A 15,414-nucleotide genomic window follows, 5' to 3' on the forward strand; every position below is an offset into this window, starting at 1 on the left:
ATCGGCGAGCGCCGCCGTGCGCGCAATCGCGCGCGCGGCCGCGCGTGACCGCGCTCGCACTACCGCCGGGCTCAGGCCGCCAGCAGCTTGAGCGAGATGCCCAGCCCGACCGCGTCCTGCGGCTCGCCCTCGAGATCGGCGCGCACCAGCGGACGCGAATCCAGCCAGCGCTTGGACACGGTCAGGGTCAGGGTATTGCCGTCGGCATGCGCGTCCAGCTGCGGAATCGGATCGCCCTCGTGGGCGCGGTGCAGCAGCACCGCCAGGCGCAACAGGGCCGCGCTGCGGCGCGCGCTGGCGAGCAGGCGGTCGGGCAGGGCGTCGAAGGCGCTCTTGGGGATGCCGCGGCGATGGGTGCGCACCAGCGCGGCCAGGAACTGCTGCTGTTGGCGCGAGAAGCCGGAGATGTCGGAGTGCTCGACCACGTAGGCGCCGTGCACGTGGTACTGGCTGTGCGCGATCGCCAGGCCGAGCTCGTGCAGGCGCGCGGCGCGCTGCAGCATCAGGCGGTCGTCCGGGTCCAGCGCCCAGGCGCCGGCGACCTGGTCGAACAGGCGCAGCATGGTGCCTTCCACGCGCGCGGCCTGGCCTTCGTCGATGCCGTAGCGTTGCATCAGCGCGGCCACCGAAGCGTCGCGCGGGTCGTCCGCGCCGCCGCGGCCGAGCATGTCGTAGAGCACGCCTTCGCGCATCGCGGCCTTGCTCACCGCCATCCGGCTCAGGCCGAGCGCGTTGAATGCGGCTTCCAGCACCAGGATGCCGCCGGCGATCACCGGGCGGCGGTCGGCGGACAGGCCCGGCAGGTCGATCAGCTCGATGCGCTCGGCCTGCAGCAGGCGGTCGCGCACCACCGGCAGGGCCTCGGCGGTGACCGCGCCCTTGGTCAGCTTCATGGCCGCGCAGATCTCGCCGATGGCCTTGTTGGTGCCCGACGAGCCCAGCGCTTCCTGCCAGCCCAGCGCGCGGTAGGTGCCGGCGAACTGCTGGAACTCGGCGGTGACTTCGGTGAGCGCGTCGCGCCACTTCTTCTTCGACAGCTTGCCGTTCTCGAAGAAGCGGCGGGTGGTGGCGATGCAGCCCAGCTGCAGGCTTTCGCGCTCGATGGCCTCGAAGCCGCTGCCGATGATGCATTCGGTGGAACCGCCGCCGATGTCGATCACCAGGCGCAGGTCGCCCGGCTTGGACGGCTGGGCGTGGGCCACGCCGAGGTAGATCAGGCGCGCCTCTTCGCGGCCGGCGACCACTTCGATGGCGTGGCCCAGCGCGGTTTCGGCCGGCATCAGGAAGCTTTGCGGCGCGGCCAGGCGGCGCACCGTGTTGGTCGCGATCGCGCGCACCCGTTGCGGCGGCACGTCGCGGATGCGCTGGCCGAAGCGCGACAGGCATTCCAGCGCGCGCTGGCGCACGTCCGGGGCCAGGCCGCCCTTGCGGTCCAGGCCCTCGGCCATGCGCACGGTCTCGCGCAGGCGGTCGACGGTGCGCAGCTGGCCCAGCACGTAACGCGCGACCACCATGTGGAAACTGTTCGAGCCCAGGTCGACGGCGGCGAGCAGGTCGCCGTCCTGGAGCGGCAGGGCGGTGGTCGGGTAGGCGTCGTTCATCCGCAGATTTTCGCCAATAACGTGGCTTGTGCGGAATGGGGCATGGCGTCGCCCTGCGGCACGACCCGCTCGTACTCGCCGTCGGCGCGCAGTTCCCAGGCGCTGAGGTTGTCGGCCAGGTAGTTGCTCAGGGCTTCGTCGTAGACGCGTTCGGCCAGGGCTGGGTCGAGGATGGGGAAGCCGGTCTCGACGCGGCGCAGCAGGTTGCGTTCCAGCCAGTCGGCGCTGGAGCAGAACAGGTCGGGCTCGCCGTCGTTGCCGAACCAGTAGACGCGGTGGTGCTCGAGGAAGCGGCCGACGATCGAGCGCACCCGGATGTTGTCGGACACGCCCGGCACGCCCGGGCGCAGGGTGCAGGCGCCGCGCACGATCAGGTCGATCTGCACGCCGGCCTGCGAGGCCTGGTAGAGCGCGCGGATCACCTGCGGCTCGTTGAGGGCGTTCATCTTGGCGACGATGCGCGCGGGCTTGCCGGCGCGCGCGTGCTTGGTCTCGCGGTCGATGCGCATCAGCACGCCGGCGTGCAGGGTGAACGGCGATTGCAGCAGGCGCTTGAGCTTCAGCGACGGCGCCAGGCCGGACAGCTGCTGGAAGATCAGGTGCACGTCGTTGCCGATGTCCGGATCGGCGGTGATCAGGCCGAAGTCGGTGTAGGCGCGCGCGGTGCCGCTGTGGTAGTTGCCGGTGCCCAGGTGCACGTAGCGGCGTAGCTTACGGCCCTCGCGGCGCACGATCAGCAGCATCTTGGCGTGGGTCTTGTAGCCGACCACGCCGTACACCACCTGCACGCCGGCTTCCTGCAGACGGTCGGCCAGGCCGAGGTTGGCCTCCTCGTCGAAGCGCGCGCGCAGTTCCACCACCACGGTGACGTCCTTGCCGTTGCGCGCGGCCTGGACCAGCTGCTCGACGATGGGCGAATCCTTGCCGGCGCGATACAGGGTCTGCTTGATCGCCAGCACGTTGGGGTCTTCGGCGGCCTGGCGGATCAGCTCCAGCACCGGGGTGAAGGCTTCGAAGGGGTGGTGCAGCAGCACGTCGCCGTTGCCGACCTTCTCGAACATGCTCTCTATGCCCGGCAGCAGGCGCTGCTGGTAGGGCGGGAACTTGAGCTCGGGGCGCTGGACCAGGTCGTAGACCTGGATCACGCGGTTGAGGTTGACCGGCCCGTTGATGCGGTAGACCGCGTTCTCGGGCAGGTCGAAGTTCTCCAGCAGGCTGCGCACGATCGGCTTGGGGCACTGCTCGGCGATCTCCAGGCGCACCGCGCGCAGGTAGCCGCGGCCGACCAGCTCGTCGCGCAGGGCCAGGGCGATGTTGTCGACCTCCTCCTCGTCCACCAGCAGCTCGGAGTTGCGGGTCACGCGGAACTGGTAGGCGCCCTTGACCTCCATGCCCGGGAACAGCTCGTCGACGAAGGTCGACAGCACCGAGGACAGGAACACGAAGTCGTGCTTGCCGCCGGAGACGTTCTCCGGCATCTGGATGATGCGCGGCAGCGAGCGCGGCGCGCGCACGATGGCCAGGTTGCCGGCGCGGCCGAACGCGTCCTTGCCTTCCAGCACCACCACGATGTTGAGCGATTTGTTGAGGATCTTCGGGAACGGATGCGCCGGGTCCAGGCCCAGCGGCGACAGCACCGGCATGATCTCGTCGCGGAAGTAGGCGCGCAGCCAGCGGGTCTGGGCGGCGTTCCAGGAGTCGCGGCCGAGCACGCGCACTCCGGCGTCGCGCAGCGCCGGCCGGACCACCTCGTTCCAACATTCGTACTGGGCCTTGACCAGCTCGGCGGCGCGGTCGTGGATGCGCGACAGCACGGTCGACGGCGGCAGCCCGTCGGCGCCGGGGATCAGGCCCAGGTCCTGGGCGTGGCGCAGGGTGCCGGCGCGGATCTCGAAGAACTCGTCGAGGTTGGTGCAGGAGATGCACAGGTATTTCAGCCGCTCCAGCAGCGGCACCTGCGGGTCCTGCGCCTGCGCCAGCACGCGGAAGTTGAAGTCCAGCTGCGACAGCTCGCGGTTGAAGTACAGGCTGTGGTCGCGCAGCGGGTCGCCGTCGTGATTGGCGTCGGGCAGCGCGTTGGTGAGGGCGGCGTTCATGGCGGACTCGGGACTCGACGGATGGGGCGCGCTGGGATGCATCAGGGCAGAACGTCGGGCAGGGTATCGAAGTAGGCGTTGTCGCGGCTGCGCACCCGGTCGGTGCCGAAGTGGCAGGCGAAGCTGCTGCCGCGGCCGACTTCGCTGGCGATCTCCAGGCGCGCCTGGTGCAGGTTGAGCACGTGCTTGACGATGGACAGGCCCAGGCCGGTGCCGCCGCTCTCGCGCGAACGGCTGGTGGACACGCGGTAGAAGCGTTCGGTGATGCGCGGCAGGTGCGCGGCCGGGATGCCGTAGCCGCTGTCGATCACTTCCAGCACCACGCCGCGGCCCAGGCCCTGGTGCTCGGGACGGAAGCGGATCCGGATCGAGCCGCCGGCCGGGGTGTAGCGGATGGCGTTGCTGACCAGGTTGGAGAAGGCGCTGTGCAGCTCCTTGTTGGAGCCCCACAGGTCGACCCCGGCCAGGTCCTCCATCGCGATTTCGTGACGGCCCTGGCTCAGCGCCACCGCCTCGCGCTTGAGCGTGGACAGCATCGAGGACATGACCACGGTCTCCTCGGCCGGCAGGCTGTCCTGCGATTCCAGCCGCGACAGCATCAGCAGGTCCTCGACCAACTGGGTCATGCGCTGCGACTGGCGCTGCATCTCGGCCAGCATCGGCGCCCAGTCCGGGTGTTCGGCCGGGTCCAGCATGTCCAGATAGCCGTGGACCACGGTCAGCGGCGTGCGCAGTTCGTGCGAGACGTTGGCGACGAAGTCGCGGCGCATCTGCTCCAGCTGGAGCAGGCGGCTGACGTCGCGCGCGACCAGCAGCCACAGGTTTTCCGAGTACGGGATCAGGCGCAGGCTCAGGGTGGCGGCCGGATTCCAGGGCGAGGCGGCTTCCAGCGGCTCGGCGTTACGCCCCGCGGCCAGCCAGTGGGCGAGCTGCAGCGGCTGCAGCTTCTGCGAAAGCGAGCCGCCGATATCGCGCGGGTAGCGCAGGCCGAGCAGGCCGTTGGCGGCCTCGTTGAACCACTGGATGCGCTGGCTGTTGCGCTCCACCACCACGATCGCGTCGGGCAGGGCGGCGGCGGCGGCGCGGTAGGCGCGCAGCATTTCGATCAGGCGGCGCTTGCGCCCGCGCATCTCGGCCTGGCTGCGGTGCAGCAGGCGGTCGAGCTCGTTCCAGATGCCTTCGCCCAGCGGCGGGGTCAGGCGCTGGCGCGCGGTCAGCCGGATCAGCACGCTGCGCAGCCGCCAGTAGTGCCAGGCGACCACGCCCAGCGCGGCCAGGGTCACGGTCGGCCAGGGCTGGCCGATCAGCAGCCCGGCCACGGCCGCGGCGACCAGGATCAGCAGCAGCTGTCCCAGGGTGCGGAACCAGGCGGATCGGGCGCGGGGTGGCATACCCGCCAAGCTTACGCGGCGAGTGAGGCAGAAAAACGATAACCGGCGCCGCGTACCGTCTGGACCATGCCGTCGAGGTGGTGCGGCTCCAGGGTTTTGCGCAGGCGGCGGATGTGCACGTCGACCGTGCGCTCTTCCACGTAGACGCTGCCACCCCAGACGTGGTCCAGCAGCTGGGTGCGCGAGTACACCCGCTCCGGATGGGTCATGAAGAAGTGCAGCAGGCGGTATTCGGTGGGGCCGATCTGCACGGCCTGGTCGCCGCCGTCGCCCTGGGCGAACACGCGGTGGGCGGCGCCGTCGATGCGCAACGGGCCGATGCCGACGCTGCCGTCCTCGTCGTCCTCGCGCGAGCGCCGCAGCACGGCGCGGATCCGCGCCAGCAGCTCGCGCGCCGAGAACGGCTTGACCACGTAATCGTCGACGCCGGCCTCGAGCCCGCCGACGCGGTCGTTCTCTTCGCCGCGCGCGGTCAGCATGATGATCGGGATCTCGCGGGTCAGCGATTCCTTGCGCCAGCGCCGGGCCAGCTCCAGGCCGCTGGTGCCGGGCAGCATCCAGTCCAGCAGGATCAGGTCGGGGACGCGGTCGGCGATCGCCGCCTGGGCCTCGCGCGCGTCGCCGGCATGGATCGGGTCGTATTCGCCCTTGCGCAGGGCGAAGGACACCATGTCGCGGATGGCGGGTTCGTCTTCGACTATGAGGATGCGCTTCTGCACGCGGTCACCGGGGGAGTGGAGGCGGGGCTGGAACAGGGCTGCCTGAAACCGCGCCAGTACACTACCGTTTTGTGACGCCCGCGTGACAATGTCTTAAAGGCCGGGATTGGGGATTCGGGATTGGGGATTCGGTGGGCAAAACCGCGGCGGTTGGCGGGTGTATGCGCCGCGGCGGGACTGTGACAAGTCCCCCTATCCCTGATCCCCAGGCGCGGGCGCGGGCGCTTAGCGCCTGCGCAGGTCCTCGTCCTTCACGCCCTGGCGGCGCAGCTCCAGCACGGTCGGGGTGATCGCGGCGATCCGCGCCTCGATGCGGGCGCGGGCGTAGTAATCCAGCTCCGGACGCTTCTTGAGCGTGTTCAGCTGGACCAGGGCCTGTTCCGGGCGCCCGCCCAGGTAGGCGGCCTCGGCATAGGCCTCGCCGGCGCGGATCGGGTCGCCCGCGATCTCGCAGGCGCGTGCGAACGCCTGCTGGAACAGGGCATCCTCGCTGGACGCGCCCAGCAGGGGGCGCAGCACGGCCTGGGCGCGCTTGCCGGCCTCCAGCGTGTTGCGCTCGGACAGGGTGCGCGCGTAGGTCAGGGCCACGGCGCGGTTGTTGGGCATCTGCCGCAGCAGGGACTCGAAACGGGCGTCGGCCGAGGCGGTCTTGCCGCTGAGCGCTTCGGCCTCGCTCAAGGCCAGGCTCAGCCACAGGTGGCCGGGGTGCTGCTCCAGCAGTTCGGCGAACACCGGCGCCGCGGCGCCGGCCTGGTTGGCGCGCATGCGCGCCACCGCCAGCCCGTAGCGCTGGGCATCGTCGAGCTTGACCTTGCCCAGGCGCTCGTACTCGGCGATCGCGTCGCGCGCCGACTCGGCGCTGAGCACGCGCATGCGTTCGCGCGCGAACTCGAACTGGCCGGTGTCGCCGCCGGACAGCGCATAGCCCTGCAGGCGCAGCGAGCTGGGCAGCAGCGGGTTGTCCAGCCCGCGCGCGTCGCCGGGCAGGCTGTAGCCGTTCTTGGGGATGCGCTCGCTGCGGGTCGCGTTCGGGGTGGTGGTGGTCGCGACCACGGTGCTGCGCGCGATCTGCTCGGCGCGTGCCTTGGCCTCGCTGATGCGGGTGGTGGTGACCGGGTGGGTCAGCAGGTAGTCGGGGGTGGGACCGAAATAGCCGGCCGCGTTGCTGCGCGATTTGGCCTGCATCTTGGCGAAGAAATCGGCCATCGCGGTCGGGTCGTACTGGCTGCGCGCCAGGGTCTGGATGCCCAGGCGGTCGGCCTCGGATTCGTTGGAACGGGTGTAGTCGATCTGGCGCTGCTGCATCAGGCCCATCGCCGACACCATCGCCGCCTGGGCGGCGTCGTCGGCGGAATTGCCGCCGGCGGCCTGGGCCGCGACGATCGCGCCCAGCATGGCCAGCAGGATAGGCAACTGGTCGCGCTGGGCGCGCTCGACCCCGCGCAGCACGTGCTGCTGGGTGACGTGGGCGATTTCGTGCGACAGCACCGCGGCCACTTCGTCCTCGCGCTCGGCCGCCAGCACCAGGCCGACGTTGACGCCGATGTAGCCGCCCAGGGTGGCGAAGGCGTTGATCTGGCGCTGGCGCATCACGAAGAAGGTGAAGGGCTGGCGCGGGCGGTCGCTGCTGGCGGCCAGCCGCGTGCCCAGGGTGTCCAGCCAGCTGTTGATCAGCGGATCTTCCAGCAGATAGTCGTAGTGGCGCAGCTGGGCCAGCAACATGGCGCCGTATTCGCGCTCCTGGGCCGGGGTCAGCAGTTCGCCCGCGGACGAGCCGATGTCGGGCAGGCTCGAATCCTGGGCCGGCGCGCAAAGGCTGGCGACGGCGAGGGTGATGGCGGCGGAGAGCAGGGCGATGCGGCGCAAGCAGGCGTTCCTCGGTCGCGGGTGGTCGCGGACGGCAGTGCACGTTCGCACGGCAGGATGCGGTCCGCCATGCCCGGCGGTGTGAATCGTCCATTAATTGGAGCCTCCCACGGGCCCCTGGACGGCGCCGGTGGACGACAGCGTTCCGCGGGCGCGGTTTAATGGCGCAGCCTGCGGGCCCATATTCGACCGCAAGCACCCCGCCGAGTTTCATCAGGAGAACCGTCTTGAGCGTCACCGATACCGCGCCGTCCGAAGCGCCCGAGAAGATCGTGATCTACACCACCGCGATCTGCCCTTATTGCGTGGCCGCGAAGAACTTCCTCAAGAGCAAGGGCGAGGCCTGGACCGAGGTCCGGATCGACCTGGACCCGGCCCAGCGCGAGAAGATGATGAGCCTGACCCGGCGCACCAGCGTGCCGCAGATCTTCATCCGCGGCACCCACGTGGGCGGCTACGACGACATGATCGCCCTGCATCGCGCCGGCGGCCTCGAACCTCTTCTGGCGGGTGCGGCATGAGCGCGGCCGACGATACGGGCGAAAAGGACCGCGTGGCCGAGTTCACCGCGTTCCGCAAGCGCATGAACGAACGCATCCTGGCCGAGCCCAACCAGGTCGTGCGGCGCTTCTTCGCCCTCGACACCCAGACCTACCAGCCCGGCGCGCTGGACCTGAAGACCAAGGAGCTGCTGGGCCTGGTCGCCTCGATGGTGCTGCGCTGCGACGACTGCATCAGCTACCACGTGGCCCAATGCAAGGAAGCCGGGGTCAACCGCGACGAAATGTTCGAAGCCTTCTCGGTCGGCCTGGTGGTCGGCGGCTCGATCGTGATCCCGCATCTGCGCCGCGCGGTCGATTTCCTCGACCGGCTGGAACAGGGCGAGGCCGCGGCCCCGGCGGGCCACGATCACGGCTGAGGCGAAGGCGGGGTGGCGTCCGTAGCGGCGCTGCCCCATGAACGGCCTGCTCGCGTCGTTCGTAGGGTGCGGTGACAACCGCACCATCGCCATGGGCCGAAATGGCGCGGCGGCGCGGTTCGCATTCGCTCACCACACCCTACGGCTGCCCAAGAACGGCCTGCCCGCGTCGCTCGTAGGGTGCGGTGACAACCGCACCATCGCCATGGGCCGAAATGGCGCGGCGGCGCGGTTCGCATGCGCTCACCACACCCTACGGCTGCCCATGAACGGCCTGCCCGCGTCGCTCGTAGGGTGCGGTGACAACCGCACCATCGCCATGGGCCGAAATGGCGCGGCGGTGCGGTTCGCATGCGCTCACCACACCCTACGGCGCTGCCGGGGGGGGCGGGCGCCCTCGCGCGTCGAGCTGGCGCGCGGCAAGGCTGGCCGAAGCATGAACGCGACATTCGCGCGTCCCGGCCCGGCGCAGCCCCGTCCCGCCTAGCTTTCAGCGCCCGGGCGCGTCCACCCGACCATCGTCCAATACGCAGCCGAATGCAGGCCGGGGCCGCTTCCGGCATAATTACGGGGCTCACACCTCGTGCGCCGCGCCGCTTGCGCCGCGCCCTATTGCTGGAAGAACTCCCTCATGACGCAAACCATTACGGTCATCCGTGGCGACGGCATCGGCCCGGAGATCATGGACGCCACCTTGCACGTGCTCGACGCGATGAACGTCGGCCTGTCCTACGAATTCGCCGATGCCGGCCTGGTCGCGCTGGAGAAGCACGGCGAGCTGCTGCCGGCTTCGACCATGGACTCGATCCGCAAGAACCGCATCGCCCTGAAGAGCCCGCTGACCACGCCGGTCGGCGAGGGCTTCAGCTCGATCAACGTCGAACTGCGCAAGCGCTTCGACCTGTACGCCAACGTGCGTCCGGCCAAGTCGTTCCCGAACACCAAGTCGCGCTTCCCCTCGGGCGTGGATCTGATCACCGTGCGCGAGAACACCGAAGGCGCCTACATCGGCGAAGGCCAGTCGCTGACCGCGGACGGCGAGACCGCCACCCTGGTGCAGAAGATCACCCGCCGCGGCTCCGAGCGCATCGTGCGCTACGCCTTCGACCTGGCCCGCAAGACCGGCCGCAAGAAGGTCACCGTGGTGCACAAGGCCAACATCCTGAAGTCGACCTCGGGCCTGTTCCTGAAGACCGCGCGCGAAGTGGCGCAGCAGTACCCGGACATCCAGTGCAACGAGATGATCGTGGACAACACCTGCATGCAGCTGGTGATGCGTCCGGAGCAGTTCGACATCATCGTCACCACCAACCTGTTCGGCGACATCATCTCCGACCTGTGCGCCGGTCTGGTCGGCGGCCTGGGCCTGGCCCCGGGCGCCAACATCGGCACCGACGCGGCGATCTTCGAGGCCGTGCACGGCACCGCGCCGGACATCGCCGGCCAGGGCAAGGCCAACCCCTGCGCCCTGCTGCTGGGCGCGGCCCAGCTGCTGGACCACATCGGCCAGCCCGAGAAGGCGACCAAGCTGCGCGAGGCCATCATCGCCACGCTCGAAGCCAAGGATTCGCTGACCCCGGACCTGGGCGGCGAGGGCAATACCATGTCCTTCGCCAAGGCCATCGCCAGCCGCGCCGCCGCCTGATTCGGGCGCATGCGGTACCGCCACGGGGCGCCTTCGGGCGCCTCGTTGCGTTTTAGAGGCTTGAAGCCTGCTCCCGCTGGCGGGAGGCGGAGTGGGGCGGGGCCGGCCCGTCCGCTGATGCCCAGCCTGAACCGCCGGGCGCCACTGGGCCCGGCACGGCCCTCGACAGCGCCCATGTTGCACCGCAAAATAGATAGTTCATTAGTTCCATTCGGATGAAGCGATGAATGCCCCGGTCCGCCCCAGCGCGCTCGCGCTGACGCCGCTGCTGCTGTTCCTGGCGCTGTTCTTCGGCGCGGGGATCTACTTCACCGCCCACGGCGAGGCCATGGGCTTCTACCAACTGCGCGCGCCGGTGGCGATCCTGCCCGCGCTGGCGCTGGCGGCCTTCATCGCCTGGCGCCGCAAGCTCAAGCCGCTGGACACGCTGCTGGAGGGCATGGGCGACAGCAACGTGGTGCTGATGTGCCTGATCTTCCTGCTCGCCGGCGGTTTCGTCGAAGTGTCCAAGGCGATCGGCGCGGTCGACGCGATCGTCTCGCTCGGCATCGGCCACGTGCATCCGGCCCTGCTGCTGCCCAGCCTGTTCCTGGTCGCCGGCTTCATCTCGCTGTCGCTGGGCACCTCGATGGGCACCATCGCCGCGGTCGCCCCGATCGCCCTGGGCGTGTCCGACGCCTCCGGCCTGGATCGTGCGCTGGTGCTGGGCGCGGTGATCGGCGGCGCCACCTTCGGCGACAACCTGTCGGTGATCTCCGACACCGCCATCGTCGCCAGCCGCACCCAGGGCTGCAGCATGCGCGAGAAGTTCCGCGAGAACCTCAAGCTGGCCCTGCCGGCCGCGCTGCTGACCCTGGTCGTGCTCGGCTTCGTCGGCGAGACCGCGCCGGTGGCGCCGCTGGAGCCGGTCTCGGCCTGGCTGATCCTGCCCTACCTGGTCGTGCTGGGCCTGGCCCTGGCCGGCGTCGACGTGATCGTGGTGCTGAGCGTGGGCCTGCTGGTGGCCGGCGGCTTCGGCTTCGTCCTGGCCGAGGATTTCGGCCTGGCGGCCTACGCCGGGCACATCTGGGACGGTTTCGAGAGCATGGTCGAGATCACCCTGCTGTCGCTCCTGGTCGGCGGCCTGGGCGCTTTGATGAAGGCCACCGGCGGCTTGGCCTGGCTGGCCCAGGCGATCGGCCGTTTCGCGCGCGGGCACAAGAGCCGGCGCGCGGGCGAGGTCAGCATCGCCGCGCTGTCGGCCACCACCGACGTGTTCACCGCCAACAACACCGTCGCGATCCTGATCAGCGGCGGCCTGGCCCGCGACATCGCCCAGCAGCACGGCGTGCCGCCGGCGCGCGCGGCCAGCGTGCTGGACATCTTCGCCTGCGTGACCCAGGGCGTGCTGCCGTACGGCGCGCAGATCCTGCTGGCCGCCTCGCTGGGCGCGGTCTCGCCCCTGGCCCTGGCCGGCAGCGTGCACTACAGCTGGCTGCTGGGCGCGATCACGGTCCTGGCCATGCTGTGGTCCTCGCGCAGGCGCGCGCCGCAGCCTCTGGCACAGGCGGCCGAAGAGCGCGGCTGAGGGGCGGGGCGCGGACGAAAAAAAGGGGCGCGATCGCGCCCCTTTTCTTTTCGGCTGTCGCTGCGCTCAGTTGCGCGACTGCAGCTTCGACAGCAGGCGCAGGAACTCGATGTACAGCCACACCAGGGTGACCATCAGGCCGAACGCGGCGTACCACTCCATGTACTTGGGCGCGCGCTGCTCGACGCCGGTCTCGATGAAGTCGAAGTCCAGCACCAGGTTCAGCGCCGCCACCACCACCACGAACAGGCTGAAGCCGATGCCGATCAGGCCCGATTCGTGGATGTAGGGGATGTTCTTGCCGAACAGGCTCATGCCGAAGCTGACCAGGTACAGCAGGAAGATGCCGCCGGTGGCGGCGGCCACGCCCAGCTTGAAGTTCTCGGTGGCCTTGATCAGGCCGGAGCGGTAGGCCAGCAGCAGGGCGAACAGGGTGCCGAAGGTCAGCATCACCGCCTGCATCACGATGCCCGGAAAGCGCGCCTCGAACATCGACGAAATCGCGCCCAGGAACAGGCCCTCGACCAGCGCGTAGGCCGGCGCGGTCACCGGTGCCCAGGTCTTCTTGAACACCGTCACCATGGCCAGGACGAAGCCGCCCAGGCCGCCGATCAGCATGAACGGCATCAGGCCGGTCGCGCCCTCGGGGGTGATGCGGATCTGGCTCCAGGCGTAAGCCGCGGTGATCACGGTCAGCAGCAACAGCAGGCCGGTCTTGTTGACCGTGCCGTTCAAGCTCATGGCCTGGCTGTCGCCCTGGACCACCGAGCCGGTGGCGAGGTCGAGGAAGGTCGATTCCTTCAATGCCGGATTTCCGCTGCGCATACCTTTGCCCCCTGATGTCCCGAATGAACGGTTGTTCACGATGCCGGGAGCATACACGCCGGCGGTTTTCGTCGCTGCCTCGTTGACAGCGGCGGCGGTGCCGCCCAAACTACTCGACCTTTCGCGGCGTTGGCGCGCAACGAGAGTCCCGGCTCGGGGTATAGCTCAGCCTGGTAGAGCGCCAGCTTTGGGAGCTGGATGTCGTGGGTTCGAATCCCTCTGCCCCGACCATCCCGCTGGCAGGCTGGGGCGTCAGTTAAGATGGTTCGACTGGCGCCCGTAGCTCAACTGGATAGAGCACCGGCCTTCTAAGCCGGTGGTTGTGGGTTCGATTCCCGCCGGGCGCGCCAATTCGCAACCGATTTACGCAGTACGTTCACGTTTTACGGTGGCTGTAGCTCAGCTGGTTAGAGTACTGGATTGTGATTCCAGATGTCGGGGGTTCGAGTCCCCTCAGCCACCCCATTGTTGTAAGGACCGAAAAGCTTCTGCTACAATTTCGCTCCTGATGTACCGGGCCGTTAGCTCAGTTGGTAGAGCAGTTGACTCTTAATCAATAGGTCCAAGGTTCGAATCCTTGACGGCCCACCAATCCGAACAAGCACTTAGGCGCGAGCCTAGGTGCTTTTTCTTTTCCCGGTCCGGGAAAATGGAGCGCGCAGCGCAACGCGCGACCGACGCGCGCCAGGAGTCTGCGGGGAGCAGGGCAGTTGATCGAGCGTGCGCCGACCACGCGGCCACTTCCGCGGCGGGGCGCTAATGTCCGCTTTCGACCCAAAGCCGTCACAGCCCAATCCCGTTGCACTGCCGTCGTGCCCCTACGATACGGCCTCTCTGAGCAGCCAATCGCGGAACGCCACCAGTCTCGGCAAGCTGGAGCATTCGGGACGATAGACGACGTAGTACGCCAATGCGGAAGGGAATTCGACTTCCGGAAACAGGCGTACCAGTCGGCCTGCCGCAAGATCATCCTCTGCCATCACGCTACGTGCGAGAGCGATGCCGTGCCCTTCAATCGCCGCCTGCAGCACCGCCGCGGAATTGTTGATCTTCATACCGCGCGTGGCGGTCACGTTGGTCACGCCTGCTCGCTGCAGCCACGCATTCCAGGACGGAAACCCTGCATGGCTTTCCATCGACAGGTCGTGGATCAGGGTTTCTTTCGCCAGGTCACTTGGGGTTTGCGAACGCCCCGGCTCTCGCAGCAACTCCGGTGAGCATGCCGGATAGATCTCCTCATCCAACAGCTTTTCCGCCGTGAGACCCGGCCAGTTACCGGTGCCATAGCGCACGCCGATATCCACGCGCTGGGCGACGAAGTCGACCGGCTTGAGGCTGGTTTCCAGGCGCACATCCGTATCAGGGCAAGCGGCTTGAAACCTGTCGATGCGTGGCAGCAGCCACTTCGCGGCAAACGCGGGGCTGACAGTGACAGTCAACACGCCGCTCGTCGCTTCCTCCTTGAGCCGCTCCAGACCCACCACCAGCCGATCGAAACCGGCACGTATATCCGGTAGCGCACGCTCTGCCGCTTCGGTGGGAATCAGGCGCGCCTTGCCGCTGGTGCCGCGATGGAACAAAGGCGTGCCCAGCCAGTCTTCGAGCGTGCGCACGAGTTGGCCGACGGCGGCGGGCGTGACGTGCAGCTCGGCCGCCGCCGCGGAAAAGCTCTGATGGCGGGCGCTGGCCTCGAAGGCACGCAAGGCGTTCAGATGAACCGGCGTCTTCATGGCGATAAAGGTTTTCTATCAGGCTTGGACACTTTATCTCGTTTGCCGCGAGGCGCAAGCAAGCGAAGAATCCTTCCCGTCGAAGGCTACTACGCATGGCTCTCGGCTAGCGCCGAAGGCCTTTGGCCCGGTCAATCAATAGTTTTTCTTCCAGCGTTCAGAGGTTTTCACCATGGCTAATCAATTCAAGGGCAAGAAGCTGCTGGTCGTCGGCGGCACCAGCGGCATGGGCCTGCAGACGGCGCGGATGGTCCTCGCCGAAGGCGGCAGCGCGGTCATCGTGGGCCACCGGGCGGACAAGACCGAGGAGGCTCGCGCCGAACTGGCCGCGCTGGGCCCGGTCGCGGCACTGACGGCCGACCTGTCCAGCGACTCGGGGCTGGCTGCGCTGCTTCAGGCGATTGACGAACAGCATTCGGACATTGACCTGCTGGTCAACGCGGCGGGTGTGTTCTTCCCGAAGCCCTTCCTGGAGCACCAGGACGCGGACTACGACCAGTACATGAAATTGAACAAGGCGTTCTTCTTCGTCACGCAGAAGATCGCCGCCAACCTGGTCGCCAAGGAACGCCAGGGCGCTTTCGTCAACATCGGTTCGATGTGGGCGAAGCAGGCCATCGCGGCCACGCCGTCGTCGGCCTACTCGATGGCCAAGGCCGGACTGCACTCGCTGACCCAGCACCTGGCCATGGAACTGGCGCCGAAGGGCATCCGCGTCAACGCGGTGTCGCCGGCGGTCGTCCAGACGCCGATCTACGAAGGCTTCATCCCGAAGGCCGAGGTGCATGGCGCGCTGCAGGGCTTCAACAACTTCCATCCGATCGGCCGTGTCGGCACTCCGCAGGACGTGGCAGAGGTGATCACCTTCCTGCTGTCGGACAAGGCGAGCTGGGTCACCGGCTCGATCTGGGATGTGGATGGCGGCGTGATGGCCGGCCGCAACTAAGTCCGCAGTACGCGAGGCGCTGTCTCGCGAAATTCAATCAGCACCAACCCGCGGTGTCGCGCGGTCGGCTGACGGCCGCGCGGCAGCCGAAGAGCTCGTGCGTCCAACA

General features: G+C 68.5%; 13 protein-coding genes and 4 tRNA genes. 10 read left to right on the top strand and 7 right to left on the bottom strand.

Going from position 1 to position 15,414, the window contains the following annotated elements:
• Positions 1–71: 71 nt before the first annotated feature.
• The 5 genes from ppx to V1318_RS15985 all read right to left on the bottom strand — a co-directional run bounded on the left by ppx (position 72) and on the right by V1318_RS15985 (position 7,673).
• A complete protein-coding gene (gene ppx, locus V1318_RS15965; protein ID WP_332940716.1) occupies positions 72–1,601 on the bottom strand; it encodes an exopolyphosphatase in 1,530 nt (509 codons plus the stop codon).
• Positions 1,598–3,697, bottom strand: a complete 2,100-nt coding sequence (gene ppk1 / locus V1318_RS15970; RefSeq protein ID WP_332940717.1) for a polyphosphate kinase 1 — start codon at positions 3,695–3,697, stop codon at positions 1,598–1,600. Before ppk1 ends, ppx begins: the two co-directional genes overlap by 4 nt.
• A gap of 41 nt (positions 3,698–3,738) precedes the next feature.
• A complete protein-coding gene (phoR, locus tag V1318_RS15975; RefSeq protein ID WP_332940718.1) occupies positions 3,739–5,088 on the bottom strand; it encodes a phosphate regulon sensor histidine kinase PhoR in 1,350 nt (449 codons plus the stop codon).
• An 11-nt stretch (positions 5,089–5,099) separates the two neighbouring features.
• On the bottom strand, positions 5,100–5,807 hold the full coding sequence (gene phoB / locus V1318_RS15980) for a phosphate regulon transcriptional regulator PhoB (protein WP_332940719.1): 708 nt from the start codon (positions 5,805–5,807) through the stop codon (positions 5,100–5,102).
• Between the two features lie 225 nt (positions 5,808–6,032).
• Complete coding sequence (locus V1318_RS15985) at positions 6,033–7,673, bottom strand: M48 family metalloprotease (RefSeq protein ID WP_332940720.1); 1,641 nt, start codon at positions 7,671–7,673, stop codon at positions 6,033–6,035.
• A gap of 227 nt (positions 7,674–7,900) precedes the next feature.
• Between V1318_RS15985 and grxC the strand changes: the two genes are divergently transcribed.
• The 5 genes from grxC to V1318_RS16010 all read left to right on the top strand — a co-directional run bounded on the left by grxC (position 7,901) and on the right by V1318_RS16010 (position 11,804).
• Positions 7,901–8,194 carry a glutaredoxin 3 gene (gene grxC, locus V1318_RS15990; protein WP_332940721.1) on the top strand — a complete coding sequence of 98 codons (294 nt, stop codon included), beginning with the start codon at positions 7,901–7,903 and terminating at the stop codon, positions 8,192–8,194.
• A complete protein-coding gene (locus V1318_RS15995; RefSeq protein ID WP_332940722.1) occupies positions 8,191–8,592 on the top strand; it encodes a carboxymuconolactone decarboxylase family protein in 402 nt (133 codons plus the stop codon). The genes grxC and V1318_RS15995 overlap by 4 nt, the downstream gene beginning before the upstream one ends.
• A 37-nt stretch (positions 8,593–8,629) precedes the next feature.
• The gene (locus tag V1318_RS16000) at positions 8,630–9,079 is read left to right on the top strand and encodes a hypothetical protein (RefSeq protein WP_332940723.1); all 450 of its coding nucleotides are present in this window, start codon (positions 8,630–8,632) and stop codon (positions 9,077–9,079) included.
• A 144-nt stretch (positions 9,080–9,223) separates the two neighbouring features.
• Positions 9,224–10,237, top strand: coding sequence for an isocitrate dehydrogenase (locus V1318_RS16005; protein WP_332940724.1), 1,014 nt, complete (start codon positions 9,224–9,226; stop codon positions 10,235–10,237).
• A 223-nt stretch (positions 10,238–10,460) separates the two neighbouring features.
• Complete coding sequence (locus V1318_RS16010) at positions 10,461–11,804, top strand: Na+/H+ antiporter NhaC family protein (RefSeq protein WP_332940725.1); 1,344 nt, start codon at positions 10,461–10,463, stop codon at positions 11,802–11,804.
• A gap of 66 nt (positions 11,805–11,870) precedes the next feature.
• Here V1318_RS16010 and V1318_RS16015 read toward each other — a convergent pair whose 3' ends face one another.
• A complete protein-coding gene (locus V1318_RS16015) occupies positions 11,871–12,629 on the bottom strand; it encodes a Bax inhibitor-1/YccA family protein (protein WP_332940726.1) in 759 nt (252 codons plus the stop codon).
• A 154-nt stretch (positions 12,630–12,783) separates the two neighbouring features.
• On the opposite strand from V1318_RS16015, the gene V1318_RS16020 reads away from it, so the two are divergent.
• From V1318_RS16020 to V1318_RS16035, 4 genes are all read left to right on the top strand, one after another.
• Positions 12,784–12,860 (top strand) — tRNA-Pro (locus V1318_RS16020).
• A 42-nt stretch (positions 12,861–12,902) separates the two neighbouring features.
• Positions 12,903–12,979 (top strand) — tRNA-Arg (locus V1318_RS16025).
• Positions 12,980–13,017: 38 nt separating this feature from the next.
• Positions 13,018–13,094, top strand: a tRNA-His gene (locus V1318_RS16030).
• A 50-nt stretch (positions 13,095–13,144) separates the two neighbouring features.
• Positions 13,145–13,220 (top strand) — tRNA-Lys (locus V1318_RS16035).
• Positions 13,221–13,447: 227 nt separating this feature from the next.
• Here the strand turns inward: V1318_RS16035 and gcvA are convergent.
• Positions 13,448–14,359, bottom strand: a complete 912-nt coding sequence (gcvA, locus tag V1318_RS16040; protein ID WP_332940727.1) for a transcriptional regulator GcvA — start codon at positions 14,357–14,359, stop codon at positions 13,448–13,450.
• A 172-nt stretch (positions 14,360–14,531) separates the two neighbouring features.
• Here gcvA and V1318_RS16045 point away from each other — a divergent pair, with 172 nt between their 5' ends.
• Positions 14,532–15,305: an SDR family oxidoreductase gene (locus V1318_RS16045; RefSeq protein WP_332940728.1), complete on the top strand. Its 774-nt coding sequence runs from the start codon at positions 14,532–14,534 to the stop codon at positions 15,303–15,305.
• Positions 15,306–15,414: the final 109 nt, after the last annotated feature.

Origin of the sequence: Lysobacter sp. CCNWLW3, assembly GCF_036697405.1 — a bacterium.
Lineage (GTDB): Bacteria > Pseudomonadota > Gammaproteobacteria > Xanthomonadales > Xanthomonadaceae > Lysobacter.